This window comes from Arthrobacter sp. SLBN-83, from assembly GCF_006715285.1.
GTDB lineage: Bacteria > Actinomycetota > Actinomycetes > Actinomycetales > Micrococcaceae > Arthrobacter.
In genome coordinates this window covers 1,851,409-1,876,846 of record NZ_VFMX01000001.1, presented here as the reverse complement: position 1 = coordinate 1,876,846, position 25,438 = coordinate 1,851,409, and the positions used below count along the sequence as shown (strand labels likewise).

Sequence of the window (25,438 nt, the reverse complement as noted above, 5' to 3'; positions counted from 1 at the left end):
CTAGACTTCGTCGTCCCAGGTTCCCTGATCCTTGAGGGCGTCCTCCGGCTCAGGCTCCCGCGCCGCTTCTTCACCGCCAACATAGGACGCCGGAACAGTTCCGGCGGCATGGGCCTGCTGTTCCTCCCGGATGTTTTCCGCGCCCGGCTGTTCCAGGTGCTGGCCGGAGGTGGGTGCCTTTGCGGCCTGGTCCTTGGCTTCGTCCGGGTCGCCTGGCCCGCGGAGGTCTGCGGTGTTGTGGGGATCGTCGCTGGAAACTGTCATGGTCCTGCCTTTCACCTGGAACTGCCTGTTTCTGGAACTGCTGTACCGGACCTGGGTGAACCCGTGTCCGGACTCCAGCCTACGGTCAGGAGTCATTCCTTCGTCCGCCCCACTCATGTTGCGGGCCCGCGTCCCCACGGTTGTGGACCCAGCAGGGACTCTGCGGCTGCCTCCAGCGTTAACCGGAACGACAGGAGGAGGCCGAATGATCATTGTGCTGACAGGCATCGACGGGTCGGGAAAGTCGACGGCGGCGCGCACCTTGGTTGCATCTGCGCGCGCCCGTGGAGTGCGGGCGATGCTGGTGAGCAACCATGCTGGACGCCGGGTTATGTCTTTGGCCGCGGCCAGGCTGGGAGTTCGGCTGCCCGCGCGTCTGGCTGACGCCGTCGAAACATTCCTCCGGGTGGGCAACGTGCTGCTCTCGCACCTCCGCGCTGGCCGGTTCAATGGATTGGTGGTCATGGACCGCCATCTCTACTGCCAACTGGCACTGCGGCGCGCGAAAGGGCTGCCGCGGGGATGCTTCCTTCCCTGGCTGTTGGCGCGGCTGCCGCAGCCGGACGCAATCGTTCACCTTGATCTGGACCCTGCCGAAGCGCATCGCCGGATCACCGCCCGGGGAACGGATTCCGAGAACCTGGATGACCTCGCAGCCTTCAACAGGGGGTACCGGGAACTGCCGGAGTACGCGGGCTTTCTGAGAGTCGATGCGTCAGGTACGGCGTTCGAGGTTGCTGCGGAGCTGGACGAGTGGCTCGCCGGTGTAGCAGTCACAAAGCGCGATTAGTATTCCGCATTACGGAAATAGGTTTTCCTCTTGCGGAATAGTGTGACGAGGATTACTTTGGAAACGGCCCCGCAAACGGGCTGTTCCCAATTGATAGGCAAAGGTCAATGAAGATCCCCAACCCTGAGGCACTGAAGGCGAGTTCGGTGCCCGCGAAGAGGAAGCCGCTGTACAAGTCGCTCTTCTTCCAGATTCTGATCGCCGTCGTGGCAGGTGTCCTCATCGGGCATTTCTGGCCGGACCTCGGATCCCAACTGAGGCCGCTCGGAGATGGCTTCATCAAACTCATCAAGATGATCATCGCGCCGCTGATCTTCCTGGTGATCGTTACTGGAATTTCAGCCGTCGGCGACGTCAAAGCGGTTGGAAGGGTGGGGGTCAAGGCCCTGCTCTACTTCACGGCAGCAACACTGTTCGCCCTGGTCTTCGGACTGATCGTGGGGAACATCGTCCAGCCCGGTGCTGGCCTGAACATTGATCCGGCAACCCTCTCCCAGGCAGACCTGGATGCAAAGACCGGTTCCGCGGCGCCCAAGGATGCCGCTTCCTTCATTCTCGATATCATCCCGGCCAGCGTCATCGGTGCGTTTGCCAGCAACAGCCTCCTGCAGGTCCTCTTCTTTTCCGTCTTTTTCGGTGCCGCAATCGTCGTGATCGGCCGCGAGAAGTGCCTGCCGGTCATCAACGTCATGGAAACGGTCCTGGAACTGATCTTCAAGATCATGGCCTGGATCATGAAAGTCGCACCGCTCGGCGCGTTCGGGGCCATGGCATTCATCATCGGCCAGTACGGTCTGGATACCTTGAGCACCTACGCAGTCCTGATCGCGGCCTGCTATGGCGCTGCAATTATCTTCATCGGCCTGCTCTTCGTCGTGGCGTGGGGCTTTGCCCGGGTGCCGCTCTGGCAGTTCCTCAAGTACACCCGGGAGGAATTCCTGCTGGCCCTGGGCACCGCCTCAACAGAAGCAGTGATGCCCAGGATCATGACCAAGCTGACCAACGCCGGCTGCTCCCGTGCCACCACAGGCCTGGTGGTCCCCACCGGCTACTCCTTCAACCTCGATGGCGCAGCGATCTACCTTTCGATCTCACTGCTGTTCCTGGCCCAGGCCTTCGGACACCACCTTGACCTCGGCCAGCAGCTGGCGGCACTCGGGGTGCTGCTGTTGACGTCCAAGGGCATGGCAGGGGTGCCCGGCTCGTCATTCCTTGCCCTCTCGGCTACCGCCGCAGCACTCGGGATCTTCCCGGTTGCCGGCGTCGCACTCCTCCTCGGAGCCGACCGGCTCATGGACTCGATGCGCGTGGTAGTCAACCTGCTCGGGAACTGCGTGGCTACCTTCATCGTCTCCAAGTGGGAGGGCCAGTTCGACCGCAACGTCATGGTCCGCGCCTTCAACGGTGAAATCACCAACCACGACTCTGCGATCCTGCTCGGCAAGGAAGAGGATTTCGAGGGCCAGGAGCTGCAGCGGCTGACGGAGGGGCAGGAACCGTCGCCCCGGTTCAGCGGAGCACCCACCCGCGACGTCGTTGCCGAACTTCCGGTCGATACCGGCGCCAGCGTCAGGCTTGGCGGCAAAGCCAAATAGCGCCTGCCCACGCAAAGGATGCGGGCCGGGACCATAAGGTCCCGGCCCGCATCCTTTTTATGCTTGAAAGTTGCCTTTTACCGCGAAGCAGTCGGGGAGGCCGACGACGAGGTGCCAGTGCCGGAGGACATCGTCGACGAAGAAGTCGGCGAGGCCGTCGACGAGGCTGAGCTGCTCGGCGAGGACATGCTTCCCGAACCGGACGAGCTGCTGGAGGTGGAGGTAGCGCTGGACGTTGCGCCGCCCTTCTCGGCCTTCTTCAGGACGTCGTTAATGAGGCCCTCCAGTTCCTTCTGGTCCTTGTCACCCAGGTCGGAGCCGCTCTTGGTGGCGACCACCAACAGGCGGCCCTGCGCAGCGGACACCTGCATCAGCTTCTGCTGGTTGTCACCGCTGCGGGTGCTGACAGTAGCGAAGGTCTTCTCCGCGTCAGTGTCCGCCTGCAGTTCCTCGCTGGAAACGTCGTACTTCTGCCCCAACGCGGAGACTGAGAACTTGGCGCACTGGTCCATCTTGTCGCTGATGTCCGTGAGCGTCTTGACTGCGTCGGGGCCGTCGCTGCCGGACTGTGCGGACAGCGTGCGCGGCTGGTTGCCTTCGGAAAGCGCCACGGCTACGTCGCCGTTCTCCACCTTGTCCAGCAGGCCGGCGGTGGCGATGTCCTTGCAGTCCTTGGGATCGATGGTCGCCGTGCTCATGAGCAGGTTGACGATGTTGCCGCCCTGGGCCACCTGATCCTTGGAGTACAGCTTGAGCTCGTTGCCGTCGGCGTCCTTCATGCCGGAAATGAGGTCGCGGAGCTGGTCTTCCGAATACACCTTGGCGTCCGCCGTCTTGCTGGCAGAAGCCGACGCCGAGGCCGACGTGCTGGCCGTGCCCGACGGGCTCGCGGTACCGCTGCCTCCTCCCGAGCAGCCAGCCAACGCCAGCATCGCCGCAGCAACTACTCCAAGCGCAGAAACTTTTCGCATTAGGTTCACCCTCCGAAATAGACAGCATGCTTAGTAACTTCCACTGTAGATGTTCCCATTGGGAGTGTGAAATAACGCAAGGGGATTTTTGCCGGCCTTCCGAAGCGGCCCTGTGGAATAATCCGTGGCGGGAGGCGGGTGGAACGTGAACAGCGCATTGACCCTCCGCGGGCGGATTGTCACCGCCACCATGGACTTACCGGACGGGGTTGTAACAGCCGACGGCGGCCTGGTTACCTTCGCCGGGCCAGCGTCGGAATATCCGGGGGTTCTTCCAGAAAAAGGGCCTGACGGCCAGATTCTCGTGCCGGGACTGGTGGACCTGCACTGCCACGGCGCCTACGGTTGGGACTTTTCAGAGGGCGACCTTGACGGCGCATCCCGGGCGGCCCGATACCTGCACAGCCGCGGTACCACTACCTTGCTGGCCAGCGTGGTCACCGGGAACCCGCGGGACCTGATGCGCAGCCTCGGGGTGCTCAAGGAACTGGCCGAGCAGGGTTTGGTTGCGGGCTCCCATCTGGAGGGCCCTTTCCTTTCGAGCCAGCAGTGCGGCGCCCACGACCCCGCCCTGCTGAGGGATCCCGATCCGGAGTTGGTAACCCAACTGCTGGCGGCGGCAGGACCCTCCCTCGCGTCCATGACGCTGGCGGCGGAACTCCCCGGCGCTTCCGGCTTGGTGGATCAGCTCAGTGCGCTCGGCATCGTCCCCTCCCTGGGCCACACCGCTGCGGACCATACGACGGCGGCGGCCTTCCTTGAGCGCGCGGCCGCCGGCTTGCGCTCTGCGGCTGATAGTGCGGGCAGGATGCGGCCCACGGTCACGCACCTTTTCAACGCGATGCCTCCACTGCACCACCGTTCCCCCGGCCCCGTCTCGGCCAGCCTCAGCGCGGCACGGGCCGGCACGGCAGTGGTGGAGCTGATCGGAGACGGCGTGCACCTGGCACCGGAGACGGTGAAGCTGGTCTTTGACCTTGTCGGAGCGGACAACATTGCACTGGTGACCGATGCCATGGCCGCCACAGGTCTGGAGGATGGCCAGTATCGCTTGGGGTCGCTCTCAGTAACCGTGACCGACGGGGTGGCGAGGGTGGATGGCACGGGTGCCATCGCCGGCGGTACCGCGACGTTATTGGACGTTGTCCGGACTACCGTAGCCGCAGGTGTTCCCCTGCAAGATGCCGTGACGTCCGCTTCTGCCGTCCCGGCTTCCGTCCTGGGCCTTCCGGCGGAGGTCGGTGACTTGCGTGCTGGTATGCGCGCTGACATCTTGGTTCTTGGCCAGGAACTGCAGGTGGCTGGGGTGCTGCGCGATGGTGAGTGGGTCCACGAGGTCGGATGAGAGCATGTCCTGCCACGTAGTAGCTGCCCGCTCCCTTGCTACCCCGACCTCAAATTGTCAGACCCTTGTTAGATGATTCTTGTATGGCAAGCAGCAGCGGTGTTGGGGCAGGTGCGGAGCGTGTTCATGCCTCTGTTGCTGCCCTTGATGCCCTGGACCGTGAAGATGCTTTCCTGGCCTCCGGCACTGCTGTTGGTTCGGGTGTTGATGTGTTGCAGCGGCGGTACGAGATCCGGCTGGAAAGGCTGGAGCTACGGTCCCGGCTTACCGCGCAGCTCGCGGCCGGGCAGGCACGGGACTCAGCCGACGCTATGGGATTCCAGCAGGCCATGACCCCGCCGGACGCATCCCTGCACGACCGCACCTACACGGAGATGTCCGCGGTGGAGGAGATCGCCGGAGTCCTGACCATCAGCTCCGCCGCCGCAGGTGCGTTCCTGGAACAGTCCCGAAAGGTTTGCTCCCTCCCACCCGTGTTCGAGGCCCTGGCCGCCGGCGACATGTCCTGGCAGCACGCAAAGGTCATCGCCGATGAAACCGAAGGCCTCGAACCCGCCGGTGCTGCCGGGCTCGTGGCGCACTTCTTCGACCCCGACGCACCCCACCCCGCCCGCGGTGCAGCCCCCGGCGAACTCGTCCCCTCCCGCTTCCGCGCCAAGGTCCGTGGCTGGCGGGAACGCCACCACGCCGAGTCGATCGAGAAGCGCTACGCCAAGGGTGTGGCTGACCGGCGGATGGAATACACCCCGGACAAGGACGGCATGGCCCGGGTCACGCTCTACCTCCCCGGCGACACCGCCTGCGCCATCTGGAACCGCACCACCGCCACCGCCCGCGGCCTCCAAGGACCCAACGAACCACGCACCCTCACCCAACTCCGCCCCGACATCGCAGCATCACTCCTTCTCAGCACCGGCAACACAATGGAGACCAACCGCAACACCACCGCCGCAGCAACAGAGCCGGTCAGCAACGACGAAGGACCCGGTAACGACGACGGAACCGGCACCGCTGCCGGTTCGCGGCCCGTCCGGGAGATCGGCAAGGCACCCACCCCGCGGGCCGACGTCCTGGTAATGGTGCCGGTACTCTCGCTGCTCGGGGCGACGGATGAGCCCGCAGTACTTGACGGACTCGGCCCCATCCCGGCATCGATGGCTCGGAAACTCGTCGCGGACGGGGCCGACTCGTTCTACCGCGTCCTCGTCGACCCCAGGGACGGGGCACCACTGGAAATCGGCCGCAAGAACTACCGCCTTCCCGAAACCATCAAACGCTGGATCAGGATGCGCGACGCCAAATGCACCTTCCCCGGCTCCACCAACCACAGCCCCGACAACGACACCGACCACCTCACCGCGTGGGAAAACGGCGGCACCACCGGCACAACCAACCTGGCACAGCTCTGCCCCAAACATCACCGGCTCAAACACCACAGCACTTGGACACCAGACCCAGCCACCACCAACGACCCACCCGGCTGGACCTCACCAACCGGCCGCCACTACAAACCCGAACACCCCGACACCGAACCAACCCACTGGCCGCATTGGCTCACGCCCAATGCAGGCCAGAGCCTCGATGCCAGATGTGTAGTCGCCAGATGTATAGACGCCGGCCCGGAAGACCTCCCACCATGGGAACCCGACGACGATACCCTCATCGACCCCGACGACCTCTCGCCGGACGATCCCCTCTGGGCCGAACTCCTCGCAACGCCATTCGCCCTACCTACGTGATGCCGCCCCGGGTAAGTAACGCTGCCCTGCCCAAGAGATGCTGCCCTGCGCAGATGACACTGTCCTGCCCTCCCTCCCTACTGCAGCCTTGGGCGCTCCGGCTTACGCAGCTTTGGGCGCTCCGCCGGTGCGGCGCCGAAGTGCCAGCCGTTGCGCCTGCTCCTTCGTGGCGACAGCGCGGAGGCGGGGAACGACCCCCATGGCCAGGGGCTGCCCGTGGCCGGGAGCCAGCACTCGGGGGCCCAGCTCAGCCAGTCGCGAAACGGTATCCATGGAGGTCTTCCAATTCCAGGTGGTGTACCAGGGCGGCCCGGACAGGTCCGGCAATCTCAGCAGGACTCCGCGCAGCGAGTTCAAGTTCACCGTCACCACCGCATCGCCAGTCATCAGGACGCCATCTTTGGAGCGCCAGTAGGCGACGTGTCCGGGTGTGTGGCCAGGGGCCGGAACGGAAACCCATTCCGGCAGACCGGGGACTTCACCGCTGCCCGGAAGGCCTTGCACAACGTCGGTGATGTCGTTCGCCGCTTCCATGCGCCGACGGGCACGACTGGGCAATGACCACAGGAACGGGGCAACCAGCCAGCGGTCCAGGGGCATCGAAAATTCGGGAATGTAGCGTCCGGCAGCCATGGGCAGCTCGGCCTGATGGACATACACCGGGATGCCCCAAGTGCGCGCCAGTACACCAGCGGCGCCTGAGTGGTCCGGATGGATATGAGTTAGGAGAATGGCAGCCGGCGCGTTCCCGGGCCCGAGCATCTTCTCCACGGCACTGAGAACCGGCCTCGCACTACCGGCCCAGCCGCAGTCAACCATCACCCACCCGGAACCCGAGCGGACAAGGTAGAGGTTTACTGCCATCGGCCCGCTACCGGCCGTCATGAGCACCACGCCGGAGGCAATCTCCCGCGGCTCCGAAACGCGCATCACCGTGGCATCACGCCGCTGGAACCAAGGGGACCTGCGGAGCACAGACGTGCAAAAGATCCGTGCGTACAGGATGTGCCGGTGTGCTGCAGCGGGGACCGCCTGGACGGTTGCACCACTGGACCTCGCATGCACCCAGTTTTCCGCCGCCCTATCTTGCCCAGTAGGGCCGAACGGCCTTTCTAACCGTCCGCCCCTGGCAGGCACACCTCCACAAGCTCCCCACTGACACGCGTCTCGAAAAGGGGCTGCCGGGAAGTTGCCGGCCCCGCCTTCACCTCTCCGGTGCGCAGCGAGAAAGTGCTCCGGTGCCACGGGCAGACGACGCACGGGTCCCCGCAGTCGTCTTTGATCTTGCCTTCGTGAAGCGGCCCGGAAAGGTGGCTGCAGACGTCAGACAGTACGTTAACGGTGTCGCCCTCGCGATGCACCAGCAGCGGAATACCGGCCACCTCGCGCTTGTGCAGGCCACCCTCGGGCAGTTCCGCCAACGGGGCCAGCGGATGCCAACCGGCCGGGAACCGGTGCGGGATTTCCTCGCTGTGGTTCACGCCTGCGGCCTGGCGATAGGACAGGTGGCCGCCAAGGAAACCGCCGGTGCCCACAGCGGCAAGTCCAAGATAGGCAAGGACCTTGCCGCTGCCGTGGCTGCCCCTGGCCCTTTGGACAAGCGATGCGATGTACAGGCTGGTTGCCGTTACATTGGCCGCCGCATGCACCAGTCCTACCCGCTGCTGCTGCGGGTGCAGCTGCGACCAGTCCGTGAAGCCGGCGAGCGCAGACGGAAGCACGCTGGCGGCACCTACTCCGATCAACAGTCTTGCTGCTTTTTCAGCGCCTGGAACAGCGTCGAGCACGCCGGCTGACACCCAGGCACCGATCGGGACCTGGACAGCAAGGGGGTGCACGGGGTGGCCGATGGGAACGCCGTGCATGATGTCGCGGGCCCACTGCGGTTTGATGACCTTCTTGACGACTTTCCTGACGCTCTTGGCCAGCGGGTCAAGCCATTCGGCGTCCTCGAGGCGGGTGACAAGCTCAAGTGCAGGCAACGGTTTCATGTGACGTCCCTTACCCCGATCAGCGCCGTCCACTCGTCACGGAACGCCCCGTTTTGTCCCAAGCGCACTTTTAGGTAATCCGGCATATTGGGCAGGCCGAAAGTCACCGCAGCGGCGACCCAAGGACTGTGAACCGATGGCCTCCCATCTCCCCGGACAGCAGCGGCATGGCCTCAGCGATCGCCGCGCGGGTGCTGTCGAGCTGCAGTGAGGCCTGGTGCGCCTCCGCCGACTCCCACAGCTCGGAAACGAACACTGTGTCCGGCACGTCATCGTTGATGCCCACTTCATAGAGCAAGCAACCGGCTTCCTTCATCCCCGGCTTGGGCCGAAGCAGGATGGCAACGAGGGCATCCCGCTGCCCCGGCTTGGTACCAAGGGTTCCCACATTCGCAAATGTCATGGGACCAGTGTGCGGCAAGGCCCCGACAAACGGAGGGCCACTCTCCCTGCCCACGGCAAAACCCCCGCGGTAGGGTAGTCGTTCCCCTAGTACGCCCCTAAGCGCAAGCGGAAAATTAAGGGACCGGATAACCGCATCAACGTCAGGCGGAAGAATCCGGAGCCGAAGCCGCCCGCTTTGGCGGGCGAGCTGTCTGAAATGGGACGGGCAGGCCCGCGGCCGCCACACTGGTTTTACAACATACTTATTATTCGCGACGGTTCTGAAGGCTGCCCGCAAAGGTAAAGAACACCCTTTGAGGAGCAACAAGAAATGTCTAACACTGCAACAAACCGACCAACCAAGGCACAGAGGGCCATGGTTCCGTTGGTTTCACTGGGCCTGCTCGGGGTTTCCCTGCCAATGGCCGCACCGGCCAGCGCGGAAACAAGCCGCAACGGCTGCACCGTCAACCCCCTGGATCCAAAGGATGTCCGCGGCAACGACGTCGATTTCAGGATCACCGTGGACTGCAACGGCCCAAAGACCGTCGAAATCCGCCAGCGGGCCTATGAAGACGAGCGCGGCCCTCGCCATAACGACGACCTGCTCGCCAAGCGGCTGGTCACGGAGGAGTTTGACCACCATGACGACGCCAGGACCCTCCACTTCTACGTCGACGTCCGCAACCACGACCGCAAGGGTGAAGAGGTCTACCAGCTCGTATCATTCCGGGTGCAGAACCACGGCGGACATTGGTCGGACTGGACCCCATGGGAGAAGAGCGTCGTAGTGGAAGTGGACGGCGGCAAATAGACCTGTCAGGTGCACAGTGGGGAAGCAGGGGTTAGGGCTCCTGGTTCCCCACTTTTTCGTCCCGTTTCAGTCCGCGGCACCCAGGTTTCCGGCATGGACGACGGCGCCACTCGCCGTCGTATCTTCCTTCAGCATCCAGCCCACCCGCTTCACCGTCCGCAACATCACTGCGCTCTCCACGATGTCGATGCCCGGCACCTTCTGCTGCAACGCCAGCTCAGCGGACATCACATCGGCCAGGGTCTGCAGCCACATGATGATCACAAAGTTGGTGGGCCCGGTGGTGGAGGCGCTCAACCGGACATTGCTGATGGTGCGGATCTGGGCCGCAGCGGCATCATGTTGGCCGGCCGGGACATTGACGAACCACTGGCAGGTCACCGGAAACGATGAGTAGGCCTGTGCGATCTCACAGCGGAAGGACAGGATGCCGCTGGCCAGCACCCGGTTCAACTGCCGCTGGACGGTGGCCGGATGGCGGCCCAGGGAGCGGGCGATGTCCGCTGCCGTCGCCCGGCCGTCCCGCGCCAGGAAGGGAAGCAGGTCAAGGTGGCTCTGCGGAAGCTGGGCCGCCTGCACGGACTCCGCAGCAGGCGGGGAAACAAGGGTCCGCAGGGTGGCAAGCTGGGCACGGCTCAGGACATTCAGCCGCCAATCGTCGCCACTGCTGTGCAGCCGGGTGCACAGCGCCACCTGGTACTTGGTCAGCCCCTCGACGGCCTTCAGGCGCGTGATGATCTTGGCACTGAATTCCTCCAGCGAGCGGGTGATAACGGTCAACATCAGATCGCGGTTGCTGGCTGCTTCCTCCACAGTGACGATCTCGGGGACAGCCGCCAGCTCCGCCGTGACGCTGTCCCGCAGGTTCATCTCGCAGTCCACCGCCACGTAGGCCAGGAGCATCTGCTTCGGGTCACCTGCCAGGTGCGCCGTCACCCAGGCTGCCCCGTTTGAGGTCAGGCGATCCCAGCGGGCGGCCAGCGTGGTGGCGTGCACGCCAAGGACCTTTGCGGCATCGGCCCAACCCAGCCTCGGGGAGGCCTGCAGGACCTGGATCAGGGCAAGATCATCCTCGCTGAGCTCCACTGAGTCCTCCTATTGGTTGCATGAATCCTGCCAGGAACAGCAGGCGAAAGGATAATTCCTGCGGTTTCCTCACATGTGAACTGCGCCACTTCACAATAGTCCCCAAGCCCTGATGCCGACTGCCAAGGAGTTACCCGTGCCCATGAGAGACGACGCCCAAGACCTGCAGGGAGACCTGATCCGCCTCCGTCATGACCTTCACCGCCAGCCGGAAATCGGGCTGCACCTCCCCCGTACCCAGGAGAAGGTCCTGGAGGCGCTGGATGGGTTGCCGTACGAGATCACGCTGGGCAAGGAGACGACGTCGGTCACGGCAGTGCTGCGCGGGGGAAACACGGGCGGGGGGAACCATACGGAAGAACCGGGGAGAGCACGGCGTCCTGCCGTCCTCCTCCGCGCGGACATGGACGGACTGCCCGTCCAGGAAAAGACCGGAGTGGACTTCACCTCCCAGGCTGACGGCGCCATGCACGCCTGCGGCCACGACCTGCACACCTCCATGCTCGCCGGAGCCGCCACCCTCCTGGCCGAAAAGCGGCACAAGCTCAACGGCGACGTCGTCCTCATGTTCCAGCCCGGCGAGGAGGGCTTCGACGGCGCCAGCTACATGCTCCGCGAAGGTGTCCTGGATGCCGCCGGCACCCGGGTCAGTGCGGCGTACGGCATGCACGTGTTCTCCTCGCTGGAGCCGCACGGCACGTTCTGCACCAAGCCCGGCGTCATGCTCAGCGCCTCCGACGGCCTGGAAGTCACGGTGCTGGGCGCCGGCGGCCACGGCTCCGCCCCGCATTCCGCAAAGGACCCTGTCACCGTTGCCGCGGAGATGGTGACGGCCCTGCAGGTGATGGTCACCCGGCAGTTCAACATGTTCGATCCGGTGGTCCTGTCCGTGGGCGTGCTGCACGCCGGCACCAAGCGCAACGTCATCCCGGAGACGGCCCGCATCGAGGCGACCATCCGCACGTTCTCCGAGGCCTCGCGCCTGAAGATGATGGACGCCGTGCCGCGCCTGCTCAAGGGGATCGCCGCCGCGCACGGAATGGAGGTCGCCGTCGACTACCTGCAGGAGTACCCCCTCACCATCACCAGCGAGGACGAAACCCACACCGCGGAGAAGGTGATCACCGAACTCTTCGGCGAGCGGCGCCTCGCCCGCTGGGCCACCCCACTGAGCGGTTCGGAGGACTTCTCCCGGGTGCTGGCCGAGGTGCCCGGCACCTTCATCGGGCTCAGCGCCGTCGCACCCGGTGGTGACCCCGACGCCTCGGCGTTCAACCACTCACCGTACGCAACGTTCGACGACGGCGTGCTGGCTGACGGGGCTGCACTCTATGCGGAACTCGCCATCTCACGGCTGGCCGCCCTCGCCAACGCCTCGTAAAGAACCCGGCGCCTCCTAAAGAGCACAGCGCCTCCCAAAAAACCGGCAGCAGCGCCGCTGCCCCTCCAGACCAAGCGACCAGGAAGAAGACCATGTCAGTTGCAGCAACCAAGCCCAGGACCGGCCGCATGTCCACCGCCAAGACTGTCGTCGGCACCGGCATCGGCAACGCCGTCGAGTGGTACGACTGGGCCATCTACGCCACCTTCACCCCGTTCATCGCCAGCCAGCTGTTCAGCAAGGAGGACCCTGCGTCGGCGGTGCTGTCCACCCTGGCGATCTTTGCCGTCGGCTTCGTGGCCCGGCCCTTTGGCGGTTTCCTGTTTGGCTGGATCGGCGACCGGATCGGCCGCAAGTCCTCCATGACCCTCGCCGTAGGCCTCGCCTCGCTGGGCAGCCTGATGATCGGCGTCGCGCCCACCTTCGCCAGCGTCGGCGCGTTCGCGTCCCTCATGCTGCTGGCGGCCCGGCTGGTACAGGGCCTGGCGCACGGCGGTGAGCTGCCGTCGTCGCAAACGTACCTGTCCGAGATGGCACCCAAGGAACACCGCGGCTTCTGGGCCACCCTGATTTACACGTCAGGCACGGTGGGCATCCTGTTCGGCACGCTGCTGGGCGCCGTGCTCAACATGGCGTTGAGCACCGAGGCGATGAACGCATGGGGCTGGCGCGTGCCGTTCCTGATCGGCGCCGCAATGGGCCTGTACGCCCTGATCATACGGTCCCGCCTGCACGAAACGGAGGCCTTCCAGGGCGAGGCCGCCACCGAGAAGCGCGCCCCGATCTGGCCGCAGATTGTCCGCTACCGCAAGCAGGCTCTGCAGGTGATCGGGCTGACGGTGGGCCTCACGGTGATCTACTACATCTGGGGCGTGGTGGCACCCAGCTACGCCACCACTGCCCTGAAGATCGACCGGGGCGAAGCACTGTGGGCCGGCGTTGTGGCCAACATCGTGTTCATCGCCGCCCTGCCGGTGTGGGGAAAGCTGTCCGACCGGATCGGCCGCAAGAAGGTCCTCTGGGCGGGCGCCATCGGCTCGGCAGTGCTGCACTTCCCCATGACCTGGCTGCTGAAGGACTCCGCCTGGCAGCTGGCCGTGAGCATGTCCGTGATGCTGGTGTTCATCGCCGCGAGCGCCGCCATCGTTCCCGCCGTGTACGCCGAACTGTTCCCGACGTCGATCCGCACCGTGGGCGTCGGCGTCCCCTACTCCATCTGCGTGGCAGTGTTCGGCGGCACCGCACCGTACCTGCAGCAGTGGCTGGGCTCCTCGCTGGGCGCGCCGCAGGTGTTCAACGTGTACGCGGTGCTGCTGCTGGTGATCAGCGCGGCGTTCGTGTTCACCATCCCTGAGACCAAGGGCAAGGACTTGACGCACTAAGTCTTTGCAGGAGGAGGTCCCCGGCGCATATAGCTGCGCCGGGGACCTTCCCGTTTCTCTCAGGCGTGCTGCTTCCGGTCAGTGCGCGCCGATCCGCCGTGCTTCACGGACCGCTGCTTCCGCACCCTCTTTCCACGGCATGCCATGGCCGGGCAACAGCGTTGTTGCTCCCGTCGCGGCAATGGCCTCCAGTGACTCCAGCGCCTGCCCTGTGTCCTTGGTGGCAGCGGACGCGACGATCTGCGGGCCGGCCTGGCCGGTGTAAGGATCGAGCGTCACCAGGGCGTCACCGGTGAGGAGGACGCCCCGGTCCGGCAGGTGCAGGATGCAGTGCCCGTCGGTGTGCCCGGGAGTATGGACGACGTCGGGACGCCCGGTGACGGCATCAGCCACCCCGGTGCCAAGGGGCTTGGTGTCGGAGATGCCTTTCACGGTCAGGGCTCCGGCTGCTGCCATCCGGCTGAGTGCCGGGAGGGACTTGGGGTGAGTGAAGGGGTAGAGGAAGCGGTTGCGCTGCGGCTTGTAGCGGTAGGGGTGCGCCGCCAGGCGGGCGTCCTCCGCGTGGACCAGGACCGGGACCCCCCATTGCCTGTGTGCCCGCAGCGCAAAGCCGACGTGGTCGAAGTGACCGTGGGTGAGGACCAGCGCCTTCACGTCCTGGGGGCGCCGGTTCCGTTCCTCCAGGAGCTGCGTGAGCATGGGCCACATGCTGGGCAGGCCCGCATCCACCAGAGTCACGCCGTGGTCATCCTCAATCACATAGCAGTTGACGTTGGCGTGGGTGATCAGGTGGACGCCGTCTGCGACGTTGGGGATAAGCATGCAGGGAAGGTACCCAGGAACTGGGCAACTAACGCTGCGGGGGCAATGGGAACCGATGGCGGGCGTAGCTGATGATGGAAAGGTCACCGGGAATGGCGAGTCCCATCTCGGCGGCCGCACGATGCGCGCCCATCGCCACCCGGCGTTGTAGCAGAACAATGCCGTTGGCATGTCGCGGCGGTCCTTGCGTGACAGGATGCGCAAGGCCGCCGCATAGCCGCCCTGCGCCTCCGGAACCCCTGACTCCGCAGGTGCCGCGCCGCCGTCGAGCCCTGCTTCATCAAGCGTGGCCCGATGCCGATAGTCCTGCTGCCCACCGGTCTCCCACCCACCTGTGGCCCTAGGCTATCGGCCCCGATGGGGTTCCCTGATGCCCGGCAAGGCGTGCACCCAGGTCACCCGGCCTGCGGCAGCACCAGCAGGTAGCCGGCAGGTAGGCTGCTGCTCCACCGTCGCGGCTCGCGGACCACGAACTGGGTAGCCAGCTGCTCCGGAGTCAGCAGCGCGTTTGGCGCGGGCGACGGCCCCCACTGCTGGCTCCCATAGGGATACAAGGGATCAAGGACATGGATGCCGGTCATCGAGAAGTCCGGGAACTGGCGGGGATCCCCCACCGACTCGAAGCCGCTCATCACCCAGGCATGGCGGCCGCTCCACATCACCAGGCCGACGGGACGCCCCGTTTCGGTGATGGCACGCGCCGCAGTCCGCAATGCTTCCTGATAATCGGGAACGCTTACGACGCCGTACGGCCCCATTCCAGACAAGGCCAGCACCTGCGCCCAGCCGAACGGGTTGGCGCCATTAAACGAATCGGACGAGCGGGCACGGGCCATCTCCCAAAGTTCGTTCTGCTGGCTCCGGTCAGCCCAGGTTCCGCCGCCGGTGTCGTCGATGAGATTGTGCGCCATCTGGATGCTGGCGGCCACGCACCAATCGAAGGTGTACTGCGGCACGAAGTCCCCCTCCCGGTACAGGTTGAGGGCGAAAGGCTGGGGCACCGGGGCCGGGGCGGGAGCCGCGGCCGGACCTGGCGCCGGCTCCGTGGGGACGGCGGGCGCCGGGACGGCCGATGGAGCCGCCGTCGGGATGGGAGCCGGCGGAGGTGCCAGGGCGGTGCCGGCCGCGCTGGGGCCGGCCGAAGAGTATGCAGAAGCGTCCGCGGAAGCAGCACCCGGCGAAGCGGGAGCAGTCGCCGCATCCTGAAGCTGCACGCCCGATGTGCATGCTGCAAGGAACCCGGCCAAAGCAACGAGCCAGGCCAGAAGACGGAGGCGGGCGCCGGTCATGATCGCTCCAATCCACTCCCGCAGCAGGGGGTTACCTCCTCCCAGTCTGGTGCCCGCGCCCGGTCTTGACTACCCCACCCCACCTTCCCTACACTTTTCATAAAGCAGAATCTAAATTCCACAAAGCGGAAACGGTGAAGAGGCCGTGAAGCGCGGGAAGATAGATCAAAGCCCCTCCCTCGGAAGGACCTACGATGACGTACACAGTGAACTGCTCCATCCTCCTCACGGAGCTGCCCTTGCTCGAGCGCCCCGCCGCCGCAAAGGCAGCAGGCTTCGACGCTGTTGAATTCTGGTGGCCCTTCGAGACGTCCGTCCCGGCGGACAGCGAGATCACCAAGTTCGAGAAAGCCATCAAGGACGCCGGCGTACAGCTCACAGGCCTGAACTTCAACGCCGGCAACATGCCCGGCGGCGACCGCGGCCTGGTCTCCTGGAAGGGACGCTGCTCGGAGTTCAAGGACAACATCGACGTCGTGGCCGGCATCGGCGAGCGCCTGGGCTGCAAGGCCTTCAACGCCCTCTACGGCAACCGGCAGGACGAATTCACTCCGGAAGAGCAGGATGAACTCGCCGTCAAGAACCTGGCGGCAGCAGCCGAAGGCATCGCCCGCATCGGCGGCACCGTCCTCCTCGAACCCGTCAGCGGCGCACCCAAGTACCCGCTCCTCACCGCCGACGACGCACTCAAGGTCATCGCCCGCGTCAAGGAAGAGGCCGGCATCGAGAACATCAAGCTCCTCGCCGACTTCTACCACCTGGCAGTCAACGGCGACGATGTCCAGGCCGTCATCGAGAACCACGCCAAGGACTTCGGCCACATCCAGATTGCGGACAACCCGGGCCGCGGCGCCCCCGGCACCGGAACCCTCCCGCTCGGCGAATGGATCGCCCGCAGCCGCGAACTCGGCTACGAAGGCTACATCGGCCTCGAATACAAGGAACCGCAGGAAACGGCCTTCAGCTGGGCCATCCGCGAACGCGTCGCACGCTGACCATCACCCCACACCGGCAAGACCATAAAGACTTCAGAAAGAGAACCATCATGAGCAACGTTGCAGTCATCGGACTCGGAATCATGGGCCTGCCCATGGCCATCAACCTGGTCAAGGCCGGCCACACCGTCACCGGCTTCAACCGCAGCCAGGACAAGATCGACAAGCTGGTCTCCGAAGGCGGCAAGGGCGCCGCGAGCATCGCTGACGCGGTCAAGGATGCCGACGTCGTCATCACCATGGTGCCGGACTCCCCCGACGTCGAGGGCGTAGTCAGCGGCAAGGACGGCGTCTTCGCCAACGCCAAGCAGGGCGCCCTGTGGATCGATGCTTCCAGCATCCGCCCCGACGTCGCGGTCCGCCTGGCAGCAGAAGCCCGCGAAGCCGGCCTCCGCCCCCTCGACGCCCCGGTTTCCGGCGGCGAACAGGGCGCCATCGACGCCGTTCTGTCCATCATGGTGGGCGGCGACAAGGCAGACTTCGACGACGCCCAGGACGTCCTGAACGCTGTCGGCAAGACCATCGTCCACGTTGGTCCCTCCGGCTCCGGCCAGACGGTCAAGGCTGCAAACCAGCTGATCGTCGCCGTCAACATCGAGGTCCTCGGCGAAGCCATCGCCTTCCTCGAGGCCTATGGCGTGGACACCGACGCCGCCCTCAAGGTCCTTGGCGGCGGCCTGGCCGGCTCCAAGGTCCTGGACCAGAAGGGCCAGAAGATGCTGGACCGCAACTTCGACCCCGGCTTCCGCCTGGCCCTGCACCACAAGGACCTTGGCATCGTCACCTCCGCCGCCCGAGAAGCCAACGTCGCCATCCCGCTCGGCGCCGTCGTCGCACAGCTCGTCGCCGCCACCGTCAACCAGGGCGACGGCGCACTGGACCACTCCGGACTCTTCAAGCAGGTCCTCCAGCTCTCCGGCAGGAAGTAGGAGCAGCCCCGCCAAAACGGGGCAATTCGACACGGACACACCGGCCGCCGTCGTCCATTACGACGGCGGCCACCCCCAAAGTGCCCCGCGACCGCCGGGCCTTCCTTCAGCACACCCAAAAACAGGTTTCGACAGGCTCAACCACCGGGCCAAACCACAAGCTTTCAAGGAGCACCCCATGAGCAAGATGCGTACCGTTGATGCAGCGGTGGCCATCCTGGAAAAGGAAGGCGCCATCGAGGCGTTCGGCCTGCCAGGCGCCGCCATCAACCCCTTCTACTCCGCCATGCGCGCCCACGGCGGCATCCGCCACACCCTGGCCCGCCACGTTGAAGGCGCCAGCCACATGGCCGACGGCTTCAGCCGCGCCAAGGACGGCAACATCGGCATCTGCATCGGCACCTCCGGCCCTGCCGGTACCGACATGATCACCGGCCTCTACGCCGCCTGGGCCGACTCCATCCCCATGCTCTGCATCACCGGCCAGGCCCCCGTGGCCAAGCTGCACAAGGAAGACTTCCAGGCAGTGGACATCGAATCCATCGCCAAGCCCGTCACCAAGATGGCCATGACCATCCTGGAGCCCGGCCAGGTGCCCGGCGCCTTCCAGAAGGCCTTCCAGCTGATGCGCTCCGGTCGTCCCGGACCCGTGCTGCTGGACCTGCCCATCGACGTGCAGATGGCCCAGATCGAATTCGACATCGACACCTACGAGCCCCTGCCCGTCGAGAAGCCCAAGGCCTCCCGGAAGCAGCTGGAAAAGGCCCTGGACATGCTCTTGGCCGCCAAGCACCCGCTGATCGTGGCCGGTGGCGGCATCATCAACGCCGGCGCCTCCGCGCAGCTGGTGGAACTGGCCGAGACCCTGAACGTTCCGGTCATCCCCACCCTGATGGGCTGGGGCACCATCCCGGACGACCACCAGCTGATGGCCGGCATGGTGGGCCTGCAGACCTCGCACCGCTACGGTAACGAGAACTACCTGCAGAGCGACTTCGTGATCGGCATCGGCAACCGCTGGGCCAACCGCCATACCGGCGGCCTGGAGACCTACACCGCCGGCCGCAAGTTCGTGCACATCGACATTGAGCCCACACAGATCGGCCGGGTGTTCTCGCCGGACCTGGGCATCGCGTCCGACGCCGGTGCGGCGCTGGCCGGGCTGGTTGAGCTCGCCAAGGAGCGCAAGGCGGCAGGGTCCCTGCCGGACTACAGCGCGTGGGTTGCCGAGTGTGCGGACCGCAAGGCCTCCCTGCACCGCAAGACGCACTTCGAGAACATCCCCATCAAGCCGCAGCGCGTGTACGAGGAAATGAACAAGTCCTTCGGCCGCGACACCATTTACGTGTCCACCATCGGCCTGTCGCAGATCGCCGGTGCGCAGATGCTGCACGTGTTCGGCCCGCGCAAGTGGATCAACGCCGGCCAGGCAGGCCCGCTGGGCTGGACCGCCCCGGCCGCCCTCGGCGTGGCCCGTTCCAACCCGGACCAGACCGTGGTGGCCCTCTCCGGCGACTACGACTTCCAGTTCATGATCGAGGAACTGGCCGTGGGCGCACAGTTCAACCTCCCGTACATCCACGTGGTGGTGAACAACTCCTATCTGGGCCTGATCCGCCAGTCCCAGCGCGGGTTCAACATGGAACAGAACGTGTCCCTGGCCTTCGAGAACATCAACAGCTCGCACCTGTCCGAGGACACCCGCGGCTACGGCGTGGACCACCTGAAGGTGGCCGAAGGCCTGGGCTGCAAGGCCGTCCGTGTGGAGGACCCCAACGACCTCGCTGCCGCGTTCGACAAGGCCAAGGCCCTGATGGGCGAGTTCCAGGTTCCCGTGGTGGTGGAAGTGATCCTGGAAAAGGTCACCAACATCTCCATGGGTGTGGAAATCAACGCCGTGAACGAGTTCGAGGAACTGGCCGAGACCGCCGCCGACGCCCCCACCGCCATCCTGGCCCTGCAGGCATAACCATGCGCGTGGTTATTGCCCCGGACAAGTTCAAGGGATCGCTGTCCGCCCCGGAGGTGTGCAGCCACCTGGAAAGGGGCCTGCAGCGCGGCGCCGGCGGAAACCTTGAGGTGGTCCGGATACCGGTGGCCGACGGCGGCGAGGGAACCCTCGATGCCGCCGTCGGCTCCGGTTTCACCCGCCGCACGGCAACCGTGAGCGGCCCCACCGGACAGCCGGTGGAGGCGGACTACGCGGTACGCGGGCACGAGGCAGTCATTGAAATGGCTGCTGCCTCAGGGCTTGCCCTGGTGCCAAGCGTCCAGAAGGGCGGACGGCCCACCCCTGCTGAGGCCACCACCGCCAGCAGCCTGGGAACCGGCCAGCTCATCCGCGCAGCGCTCGACGCCGGCTGCCGGAGGATCGTGCTCGGCGTGGGCGGCAGTGCCAGTACCGACGGCGGTGCCGGGCTCCTGCAGGGGCTCGGCGCCAGGTTCCTGGACAACAGGAACAACGAACTCCCACGGGGCGGGGCTGCGCTGGCGAACCTGCACAGCATCGACTTCACGGACTTCGAACCCCGCCTCGTGGACACACGATTTGTGCTGGCATCCGATGTGGACAACCCGCTGCTGGGCGCGCAAGGCGCCGCGGCGGTGTTCGGTCCGCAAAAGGGCGCCACACTCCAAGACGTCGGCATGCTCGACGCCGCCCTGGCCAGGTTTGTCGAAGTCCTGGCCAGGGAAATCGGATTCCGCGCCATCAAGGCCGCCGAGGCTCCCGGAGCTGGGGCGGCCGGCGGCGTAGGTTACGCCGCCATCGCCGCACTGGCCGCAACGCGGCGGCCGGGCATCGACGTCGTCCTGGAATTCACCGGTCTGGCTGAACGCCTTGGCGGCGCGGACCTGGTGATCACCGGAGAAGGCAGCCTGGACGAACAAAGCCTGCTGGGCAAAACACCCATGGGTGTTGCCCGGTCGGCGGCGGCGCAGGGTGTTCCGGTCATCGCCGTCTGCGGCCGGACCACCCTGGACCAGGGCCAGGCGGCGGCCGCCGGATTCGAGGACGTCTACGCTTTGACGGCGCTCGAAACCGATGTAAACAGGTGCATAGCAGAGGCTGGACCGCTGCTGGAGCAGCTGGGCACCCAAATCAGTGCGGGGCTGGCGGCCAACAGGCCCGCCGCCGCAAGTACCAAGGAGGACCTCCGTGTCTGAAGAACGTTTTGACCTCGTCATCCGGGGCCAGCGCATCCTGACCACCGCCGGCATCGCGCCGCGCGAGGTAGGTGTCCGCAACGGCAAGATCGTGGCTATCGAACCGCTGGGCAACGGCCTGGCCGGCGCCGAAGTCATCGAACTGGCCGATGATGAAACCCTGCTCCCCGGCCTGGTGGACACCCACGTCCATGTCAATGAGCCCGGCCGCACCGAGTGGGAGGGCTTCGCCTCCGCCACCCGCGCCGCGGCAGCCGGCGGCGTCACCACCATCATCGACATGCCACTGAACTCCGTCCCGCCCACCACCACGGTGGACAACCTCAAGCTCAAGCGCGAGGTGGCCGAGGACCAGGCGTTCATCGACGTCGGATTCTGGGGCGGGGCCATCCCCGGCAACAAGGCCGACCTGCGCCCCCTGCACGACGAGGGCGTCTTCGGCTTCAAGTGCTTCCTGCTCCACTCCGGTGTGGACGAGTTCCCGCACCTGGATGCGGACGAGATGGAAGAGGACATGGCCGAGCTGAAGACCTTCGACTCGCTCATGATCGTCCACGCCGAGGACTCCCACGCCATCGACCGCGCACCCCACCCGGGCGGGGACCACTACGAAACCTTCCTGGCCTCCCGCCCCCGCGGCGCCGAGAACAAGGCCATCGCCGAGGTCATCGAACGGGCACGCTGGACCGGTGCGCGTGCGCACATCCTGCACCTGTCGTCGTCGGACGCCCTGCCCATGATCGCCTCCGCCAAGCGCGACGGCGTGAAGCTCACCGTGGAAACCTGCCCGCACTACCTCACGCTGATGGCAGAGGAAATCCCTGACGGTGCCACCGCCTACAAGTGCTGCCCACCCATCCGCGAAGCGTCCAACCGCGAGCTGCTGTGGCAGGGCCTGCAGGACGGCACCATCGACTGCATCGTTTCGGACCATTCCCCCTCTACCCTGGACCTCAAGGACCTGGAAAACGGCGACTTCGCCGTGGCTTGGGGCGGCGTCTCGTCACTGCAGCTGGGCCTGTCCCTGATCTGGACCGAAGCCCGCCACCGTGGCATCCCGCTGGAACAGGTGGTGTCCTGGATGGCGGAGAAGCCCGCCAACCTGGCCCGGCTGACCAACAAGGGACAGCTGGCACTGGGCTACGACGCCGACTTCTCCATCTTCGCGCCGGACGAGGCCTTCGTGGTGGACGTCTCCAAGCTCAAGCACAAGAACCCCATCACCCCTTACGACGGCAAGGCGCTGTCCGGCGTGGTGCGCAAGACTTACCTCCGCGGCGCCGTAGTGGACGGCCAGACCCCTACGGGCAAGCTGATCCGCCGCGGCGGCGTATAAGGGCGCGCCATGGCAGTGGAAGCGCACTATCCGGGGGCGGGGGCCCGGCCAAAATTTGTTTCACGCAAGGCCGCCGCCCGTGGCCTCGCCGTATGGGTGGTTCCGGCTGAAGGAACCAGCCCGGAAATCCTGCGCCACGCCGCCCAAATGGTCCTTGCGAGGGCCCTCGAAACTGCTCCGGAGGCGGAAGTCCATTGGCCTGCCGCCGGAGCCCCCACGTCCGCCGCGGAGGAAGCAAAAGATGACTCCTCCCGCGCTTCCTCTGCGGCGGAGGCAACCAGCCCGGCACCTGCAAAGGACGACGGCGGTACCCGCCTGCCGCCGTCGGCCGGCCCCGTCAGCCGGGTCGCCGTGGACCTTGCCGCCGACACCGTCCTGCTGGACGGCCGTCCGGTGGCGCTGACCGGCGTCGAGTACAAGGTGCTCCGGTACCTGGTGACCCACCTGTCCCGCACTGTCGGCCGCGAGGAGCTGCAGGAGTTCCTGGAGTCGCTGGATTTCCCCGGCGCCACCGCCCGCTCCATCGACGTGTACGTGGGCAGGATCCGCAAGAAACTGGGCAACGCGCGCCATGCCGTGGCCACCGTGCGCGGCGGCGGATACCAGTTTATTCCCGGCCCGCACGCGGCGGTTCGGGGACCTGCGGAATACTGCATATGACGCGCTGGTTTGTATCAGTAAGCGGCAACCCGCTTCACTTGATGTTTGGCCATCACTGACCGAGTCTTACAAAGGAACGCCATGAGCCCCACCCTGACCACCAAGCTTCAGCCCGGCACCCCGGCTCCTGATTTCACCCTCCGGGACGCCCAGGGCCGGGAAACCTCCTTGGCCGATTACCGTGGCAAGAACGTCATTGTGTACTTCTACCCCAAGGCCGCAACCCCCGGTTGCACCACCGAGGCCTGCGACTTCCGCGACAGCCTTGCGTCCCTCCAGGGCAAGGGCTACGAAGTTGTCGGCATCTCCCCCGACGCCCAGGAAGCCCTGGCTGGCTTCAGCGGCGACTTCTCCCTGACCTTCCCGCTGCTCTCCGACCCCGACCACGCAGTCGCCCTGGCCTATGGCGCCTGGGGCGAAAAGCTGGTCAACGGCGAAATCCACGAAGGGATCGTCCGCTCCACGGTTGTGGTGGACCCCGAAGGAAACGTCACCCTGGCCCAGTACCAGGTCCAGGCCGACGGCCACGTCGCCCGCCTCAAGGAAGCCCTGGGAGTCTAACTTCCCGCACTTCTCCGCCAGGCGCCCCGGCACTTCCTGCCGGGGCGTCCGGCATTTAACCGGCGGTCTCTGCCGCGGTCTGCGCATACGATGCCGACACCCGGCGGTAGACCGGCGTGAGGAAGGCCAGCAAAGCAGCCGCGATCATGATGATGCCGGCCGCCAGGAACACCAGGGCGATACCGCGGGATCTTCCCTCGCCCAGCAGCGGGGCCAGGACGGCGGCGCCCTCAGCCGACCGCGCGTACGGGATGATCCAGAACTGGGCAATGGGGGCAATGACGAATGCTGTGACCGGTGCCGCGGCGGACTCGAACGCCATGGCGAAACCAAACACCCGGCCCTGGCGCTCCAGCGGTACAACGCGCTGGATGACGGTTTGCTCGGCTGCCTCCACGAAGGGGACCAGCACCAGGTACAGCCAGATTCCCACGATATAGAGCCACGCCCACTCCCGAAGTGTGAAGACCGCACCGAGCACACCCATGGCCGCCACTGCTATCAGCAGGGTGCGCAGGGGGTTCGCGCCCAGCCCGAACTTGCCGATCAGGGCACCGCCGACGAGAAACCCGGTGCACCCAAACGCAAAGACCGCGCCCCACATCTCCACGGAGAACATCTCCAGTCCGTAAGGGTCCATCAGCGCCATGTAGACGCCGCCGATGAAGTTGTTGAACGTTGAAAACACGATCAGTGCGAACAGTCCGGAGATCGCCAGCACCGCCGCCAAAGATCCCCGCAGGTCGAAGCCGCCATGGGCATCCGTTGCCGCTGCCCGCACCTCCTCGGGCATCCGCAGGGTCAATAGGTGCGCCGCGGCAAGCGCCGTGAGCACCAGGGCGACGGCGATGGTCCAGCCCATGCCCAGCAGTCCGACGGAGAGTCCGGACAGCAGGGAGGTGACGATGAACATCAGCCCCTGCACCATACCCACCAGGCCGTTGGCGTTGGCGCGGCGTTCCGGTTCGATGAGGATGGTGACGGTGGTGGACAGGGCAATGTTCCGCAGGTTTTCCACCACGGCGCCAATCAGGATGATCAGGGTGAATACCCAGAACCACGGCTGCCCCAGGTCCAGCAACGATGCCGCAGGCGTCAGCAGGAACATCACCCCTGACAACACGAACATCACCAGGGTGAATCCGGCGGCGAAGCGCATCACGGCCAGCTTGCGGTAACGGTCCACGAACGTGCCGAAGCTGATGCTGGACAGCGCAATCAACAGCATGTACGCGCCGCCCACCACGCCGGTGGCGATCACGTTGCGCGTCTCCAGGTAGAGCCAGAAAGTCAGGGCGAACCACAGGTAGCTCGTGGTGATGTTCGCCAGGGCGGTGTTGACCAGGATGCCGGCAAAGGTTCGGGAGCGCTCGGCCGGGGTACGCGGGAAAGTCCCGGCGGCAACGGGATCCGCAGCGGCCGTTCCCGGTTCCTGCTGGGTCATGCGTCCCAGTCTAGAGAAACACAACAACGGCCGACAGGGTGGAGACTGGGTTCATCAAACAAACAGCTCCACACCAGCGAGGAAAGGACGGGCATGGACACCGTGACGGATAAGGAAGCTCCGGAAGACGGTCCGGATCCCCGCCTCCTGCTGCTGTTGGACTCGGTTTTTGGGACAGGGCCCGATGCCACCATGGAACTCACCGTAGTGGTTGATGGTGCCGTCATTTCGGGGTCGGTGGTGTCGGAGCATGCGTGGACCCGGCGGCAGAATGACCAGGTACGGATCGGCAGCTGGGCTGTCGCCGGGGTCCTCGATTCGTGGGAACCCGGGGCGAATGCAGCCAATACGTCAGACCAGGTACGGTACATCCATTTCCTGGGCCCCGTCCTGCTCTCAGGAGGTGTCAGGGTGCCCCTGCAGGCAACCAGGGTTGATGTCCGCAAGGTCGCGGCCTGGAGTATCGGCAGGATGCCGGAAGACTAGGATGGCCGC

Annotated in this window: 24 protein-coding genes and 1 pseudogene; 15 read left to right on the top strand and 10 right to left on the bottom strand. The window is 65.6% G+C overall.

Going from position 1 to position 25,438, the window contains the following annotated elements; translation table 11 throughout:
- Window positions 1-264, bottom strand: a complete 264-nt coding sequence (locus FBY30_RS08580; protein WP_142132491.1) for a hypothetical protein — start codon at window positions 262-264, stop codon at window positions 1-3.
- Between the two features lie 205 nt (window positions 265-469).
- Between FBY30_RS08580 and FBY30_RS08575 the strand changes: the two genes are divergently transcribed.
- Entirely contained in the window at window positions 470-1,054 is a 585-nt protein-coding gene (locus FBY30_RS08575; protein ID WP_142132490.1) for a dTMP kinase, read from the top strand.
- Window positions 1,055-1,161: 107 nt separating this feature from the next.
- Window positions 1,162-2,649 carry a C4-dicarboxylate transporter DctA gene (gene dctA / locus FBY30_RS08570; RefSeq protein WP_142132489.1) on the top strand — a complete coding sequence of 496 codons (1,488 nt, stop codon included), beginning with the start codon at window positions 1,162-1,164 and terminating at the stop codon, window positions 2,647-2,649.
- 77 nt (window positions 2,650-2,726) lie between these two features.
- Here dctA and FBY30_RS08565 read toward each other — a convergent pair whose 3' ends face one another.
- The gene (locus FBY30_RS08565; protein WP_235009379.1) at window positions 2,727-3,620 is read right to left on the bottom strand and encodes a hypothetical protein; all 894 of its coding nucleotides are present in this window, start codon (window positions 3,618-3,620) and stop codon (window positions 2,727-2,729) included.
- A gap of 190 nt (window positions 3,621-3,810) precedes the next feature.
- Between FBY30_RS08565 and FBY30_RS08560 the strand changes: the two genes are divergently transcribed.
- Window positions 3,811-4,965, top strand: coding sequence for an N-acetylglucosamine-6-phosphate deacetylase (locus tag FBY30_RS08560; RefSeq protein ID WP_442858299.1), 1,155 nt, complete (start codon window positions 3,811-3,813; stop codon window positions 4,963-4,965).
- An 83-nt stretch (window positions 4,966-5,048) separates the two neighbouring features.
- Entirely contained in the window at window positions 5,049-6,704 is a 1,656-nt protein-coding gene (locus FBY30_RS08555) for an HNH endonuclease signature motif containing protein (protein ID WP_142132487.1), read from the top strand.
- 102 nt (window positions 6,705-6,806) lie between these two features.
- Here the strand turns inward: FBY30_RS08555 and FBY30_RS08550 are convergent, their stop codons facing one another.
- The 3 genes from FBY30_RS08550 to FBY30_RS08540 form a co-directional block, all read right to left on the bottom strand.
- Window positions 6,807-7,634 carry an MBL fold metallo-hydrolase gene (locus FBY30_RS08550; RefSeq protein WP_142135041.1) on the bottom strand — a complete coding sequence of 276 codons (828 nt, stop codon included), beginning with the start codon at window positions 7,632-7,634 and terminating at the stop codon, window positions 6,807-6,809.
- A 182-nt stretch (window positions 7,635-7,816) separates the two neighbouring features.
- The gene (locus FBY30_RS08545) at window positions 7,817-8,695 is read right to left on the bottom strand and encodes a Rieske 2Fe-2S domain-containing protein (RefSeq protein ID WP_142132486.1); all 879 of its coding nucleotides are present in this window, start codon (window positions 8,693-8,695) and stop codon (window positions 7,817-7,819) included.
- Between the two features lie 103 nt (window positions 8,696-8,798).
- Window positions 8,799-9,098, bottom strand: coding sequence for a putative quinol monooxygenase (locus FBY30_RS08540; protein WP_142132485.1), 300 nt, complete (start codon window positions 9,096-9,098; stop codon window positions 8,799-8,801).
- Window positions 9,099-9,410: 312 nt separating this feature from the next.
- Between FBY30_RS08540 and FBY30_RS08535 the strand changes: the two genes are divergently transcribed.
- A complete protein-coding gene (locus FBY30_RS08535) occupies window positions 9,411-9,893 on the top strand; it encodes a hypothetical protein (protein ID WP_142132484.1) in 483 nt (160 codons plus the stop codon).
- A 66-nt stretch (window positions 9,894-9,959) separates the two neighbouring features.
- Here the strand turns inward: FBY30_RS08535 and FBY30_RS08530 are convergent, their stop codons facing one another.
- On the bottom strand, window positions 9,960-10,979 hold the full coding sequence (locus tag FBY30_RS08530) for an Lrp/AsnC family transcriptional regulator (RefSeq protein WP_142132483.1): 1,020 nt from the start codon (window positions 10,977-10,979) through the stop codon (window positions 9,960-9,962).
- Between the two features lie 142 nt (window positions 10,980-11,121).
- Here FBY30_RS08530 and FBY30_RS08525 point away from each other — a divergent pair, with 142 nt between their 5' ends.
- Together FBY30_RS08525 and FBY30_RS08520 are read left to right on the top strand one after the other, a co-directional pair.
- A complete protein-coding gene (locus FBY30_RS08525; RefSeq protein WP_442858298.1) occupies window positions 11,122-12,360 on the top strand; it encodes a M20 metallopeptidase family protein in 1,239 nt (412 codons plus the stop codon).
- 92 nt (window positions 12,361-12,452) lie between these two features.
- Entirely contained in the window at window positions 12,453-13,742 is a 1,290-nt protein-coding gene (locus tag FBY30_RS08520; protein ID WP_142132481.1) for an MFS transporter, read from the top strand.
- A gap of 78 nt (window positions 13,743-13,820) precedes the next feature.
- On the opposite strand, the gene FBY30_RS08515 is transcribed toward FBY30_RS08520, so the two are convergent.
- The 3 genes and pseudogenes from FBY30_RS08515 to FBY30_RS08505 all read right to left on the bottom strand — a co-directional run bounded on the left by FBY30_RS08515 (window position 13,821) and on the right by FBY30_RS08505 (window position 15,853).
- Window positions 13,821-14,564, bottom strand: a complete 744-nt coding sequence (locus tag FBY30_RS08515; RefSeq protein ID WP_142132480.1) for an MBL fold metallo-hydrolase — start codon at window positions 14,562-14,564, stop codon at window positions 13,821-13,823.
- A 64-nt stretch (window positions 14,565-14,628) separates the two neighbouring features.
- Window positions 14,629-14,858 (bottom strand): annotated as a pseudogene (locus FBY30_RS20950) (substrate-binding domain-containing protein); the annotation flags it as partial.
- Window positions 14,859-14,959: 101 nt separating this feature from the next.
- Window positions 14,960-15,853 carry a hypothetical protein gene (locus tag FBY30_RS08505; RefSeq protein ID WP_142132479.1) on the bottom strand — a complete coding sequence of 298 codons (894 nt, stop codon included), beginning with the start codon at window positions 15,851-15,853 and terminating at the stop codon, window positions 14,960-14,962.
- Window positions 15,854-16,047: 194 nt separating this feature from the next.
- Between FBY30_RS08505 and FBY30_RS08500 the strand changes: the two genes are divergently transcribed.
- From FBY30_RS08500 to bcp, 7 genes are all read left to right on the top strand, one after another.
- Window positions 16,048-16,848, top strand: coding sequence for a hydroxypyruvate isomerase family protein (locus FBY30_RS08500; protein ID WP_142132478.1), 801 nt, complete (start codon window positions 16,048-16,050; stop codon window positions 16,846-16,848).
- Window positions 16,849-16,898: 50 nt separating this feature from the next.
- Window positions 16,899-17,777, top strand: a complete 879-nt coding sequence (locus FBY30_RS08495) for a 2-hydroxy-3-oxopropionate reductase (protein ID WP_142132477.1) — start codon at window positions 16,899-16,901, stop codon at window positions 17,775-17,777.
- Between the two features lie 178 nt (window positions 17,778-17,955).
- Window positions 17,956-19,746: a glyoxylate carboligase gene (gene gcl / locus FBY30_RS08490; protein ID WP_142132476.1), complete on the top strand. Its 1,791-nt coding sequence runs from the start codon at window positions 17,956-17,958 to the stop codon at window positions 19,744-19,746.
- A gap of 2 nt (window positions 19,747-19,748) precedes the next feature.
- The gene (locus tag FBY30_RS08485) at window positions 19,749-20,942 is read left to right on the top strand and encodes a glycerate kinase (protein ID WP_142132475.1); all 1,194 of its coding nucleotides are present in this window, start codon (window positions 19,749-19,751) and stop codon (window positions 20,940-20,942) included.
- Window positions 20,935-22,278: an allantoinase AllB gene (allB, locus tag FBY30_RS08480; RefSeq protein ID WP_142132474.1), complete on the top strand. Its 1,344-nt coding sequence runs from the start codon at window positions 20,935-20,937 to the stop codon at window positions 22,276-22,278. Before FBY30_RS08485 ends, allB begins: the two co-directional genes overlap by 8 nt.
- A 9-nt stretch (window positions 22,279-22,287) precedes the next feature.
- The gene (locus tag FBY30_RS08475) at window positions 22,288-22,938 is read left to right on the top strand and encodes a winged helix-turn-helix domain-containing protein (RefSeq protein WP_142132473.1); all 651 of its coding nucleotides are present in this window, start codon (window positions 22,288-22,290) and stop codon (window positions 22,936-22,938) included.
- An 81-nt stretch (window positions 22,939-23,019) separates the two neighbouring features.
- Window positions 23,020-23,499 (top strand): thioredoxin-dependent thiol peroxidase, encoded by a 480-nt coding sequence (gene bcp / locus FBY30_RS08470; RefSeq protein ID WP_142132472.1) that lies wholly within the window; start codon window positions 23,020-23,022, stop codon window positions 23,497-23,499.
- A gap of 55 nt (window positions 23,500-23,554) precedes the next feature.
- Here the strand turns inward: bcp and FBY30_RS08465 are convergent, their stop codons facing one another.
- The gene (locus FBY30_RS08465; protein ID WP_142132471.1) at window positions 23,555-24,943 is read right to left on the bottom strand and encodes an MFS transporter; all 1,389 of its coding nucleotides are present in this window, start codon (window positions 24,941-24,943) and stop codon (window positions 23,555-23,557) included.
- A gap of 93 nt (window positions 24,944-25,036) precedes the next feature.
- On the opposite strand from FBY30_RS08465, the gene FBY30_RS08460 reads away from it, so the two are divergent.
- On the top strand, window positions 25,037-25,429 hold the full coding sequence (locus FBY30_RS08460) for a hypothetical protein (protein WP_142132470.1): 393 nt from the start codon (window positions 25,037-25,039) through the stop codon (window positions 25,427-25,429).
- Window positions 25,430-25,438: the final 9 nt, after the last annotated feature.

What these genes read in the sequence shown, in the direction of transcription:
- FBY30_RS08580 (WP_142132491.1), bottom strand. Translation starts at nt 264, where the DNA reads ATGACAGTTTCCAGCGACGATCCCCACAACACCGCAGACCTCCGCGGG.
- FBY30_RS08575 (WP_142132490.1), top strand. Translation starts at nt 470, where the DNA reads ATGATCATTGTGCTGACAGGCATCGACGGGTCGGGAAAGTCGACGGCG.
- dctA (WP_142132489.1), top strand. Translation starts at nt 1,162, where the DNA reads ATGAAGATCCCCAACCCTGAGGCACTGAAGGCGAGTTCGGTGCCCGCG.
- FBY30_RS08565 (WP_235009379.1), bottom strand. Translation starts at nt 3,620, where the DNA reads ATGCGAAAAGTTTCTGCGCTTGGAGTAGTTGCTGCGGCGATGCTGGCG.
- FBY30_RS08560 (WP_442858299.1), top strand. Translation starts at nt 3,811, where the DNA reads ATGGACTTACCGGACGGGGTTGTAACAGCCGACGGCGGCCTGGTTACC.
- FBY30_RS08555 (WP_142132487.1), top strand. Translation starts at nt 5,049, where the DNA reads ATGGCAAGCAGCAGCGGTGTTGGGGCAGGTGCGGAGCGTGTTCATGCC.
- FBY30_RS08550 (WP_142135041.1), bottom strand. Translation starts at nt 7,634, where the DNA reads ATGCGCGTTTCGGAGCCGCGGGAGATTGCCTCCGGCGTGGTGCTCATG.
- FBY30_RS08545 (WP_142132486.1), bottom strand. Translation starts at nt 8,695, where the DNA reads ATGAAACCGTTGCCTGCACTTGAGCTTGTCACCCGCCTCGAGGACGCC.
- FBY30_RS08540 (WP_142132485.1), bottom strand. Translation starts at nt 9,098, where the DNA reads ATGACATTTGCGAATGTGGGAACCCTTGGTACCAAGCCGGGGCAGCGG.
- FBY30_RS08535 (WP_142132484.1), top strand. Translation starts at nt 9,411, where the DNA reads ATGTCTAACACTGCAACAAACCGACCAACCAAGGCACAGAGGGCCATG.
- FBY30_RS08525 (WP_442858298.1), top strand. Translation starts at nt 11,122, where the DNA reads ATGAGAGACGACGCCCAAGACCTGCAGGGAGACCTGATCCGCCTCCGT.
- FBY30_RS08520 (WP_142132481.1), top strand. Translation starts at nt 12,453, where the DNA reads ATGTCAGTTGCAGCAACCAAGCCCAGGACCGGCCGCATGTCCACCGCC.
- FBY30_RS08515 (WP_142132480.1), bottom strand. Translation starts at nt 14,564, where the DNA reads ATGCTTATCCCCAACGTCGCAGACGGCGTCCACCTGATCACCCACGCC.
- FBY30_RS08505 (WP_142132479.1), bottom strand. Translation starts at nt 15,853, where the DNA reads ATGACCGGCGCCCGCCTCCGTCTTCTGGCCTGGCTCGTTGCTTTGGCC.
- FBY30_RS08500 (WP_142132478.1), top strand. Translation starts at nt 16,048, where the DNA reads ATGACGTACACAGTGAACTGCTCCATCCTCCTCACGGAGCTGCCCTTG.
- FBY30_RS08495 (WP_142132477.1), top strand. Translation starts at nt 16,899, where the DNA reads ATGAGCAACGTTGCAGTCATCGGACTCGGAATCATGGGCCTGCCCATG.
- gcl (WP_142132476.1), top strand. Translation starts at nt 17,956, where the DNA reads ATGAGCAAGATGCGTACCGTTGATGCAGCGGTGGCCATCCTGGAAAAG.
- FBY30_RS08485 (WP_142132475.1), top strand. Translation starts at nt 19,749, where the DNA reads ATGCGCGTGGTTATTGCCCCGGACAAGTTCAAGGGATCGCTGTCCGCC.
- FBY30_RS08475 (WP_142132473.1), top strand. Translation starts at nt 22,288, where the DNA reads ATGGCAGTGGAAGCGCACTATCCGGGGGCGGGGGCCCGGCCAAAATTT.
- bcp (WP_142132472.1), top strand. Translation starts at nt 23,020, where the DNA reads ATGAGCCCCACCCTGACCACCAAGCTTCAGCCCGGCACCCCGGCTCCT.
- FBY30_RS08465 (WP_142132471.1), bottom strand. Translation starts at nt 24,943, where the DNA reads ATGACCCAGCAGGAACCGGGAACGGCCGCTGCGGATCCCGTTGCCGCC.
- FBY30_RS08460 (WP_142132470.1), top strand. Translation starts at nt 25,037, where the DNA reads ATGGACACCGTGACGGATAAGGAAGCTCCGGAAGACGGTCCGGATCCC.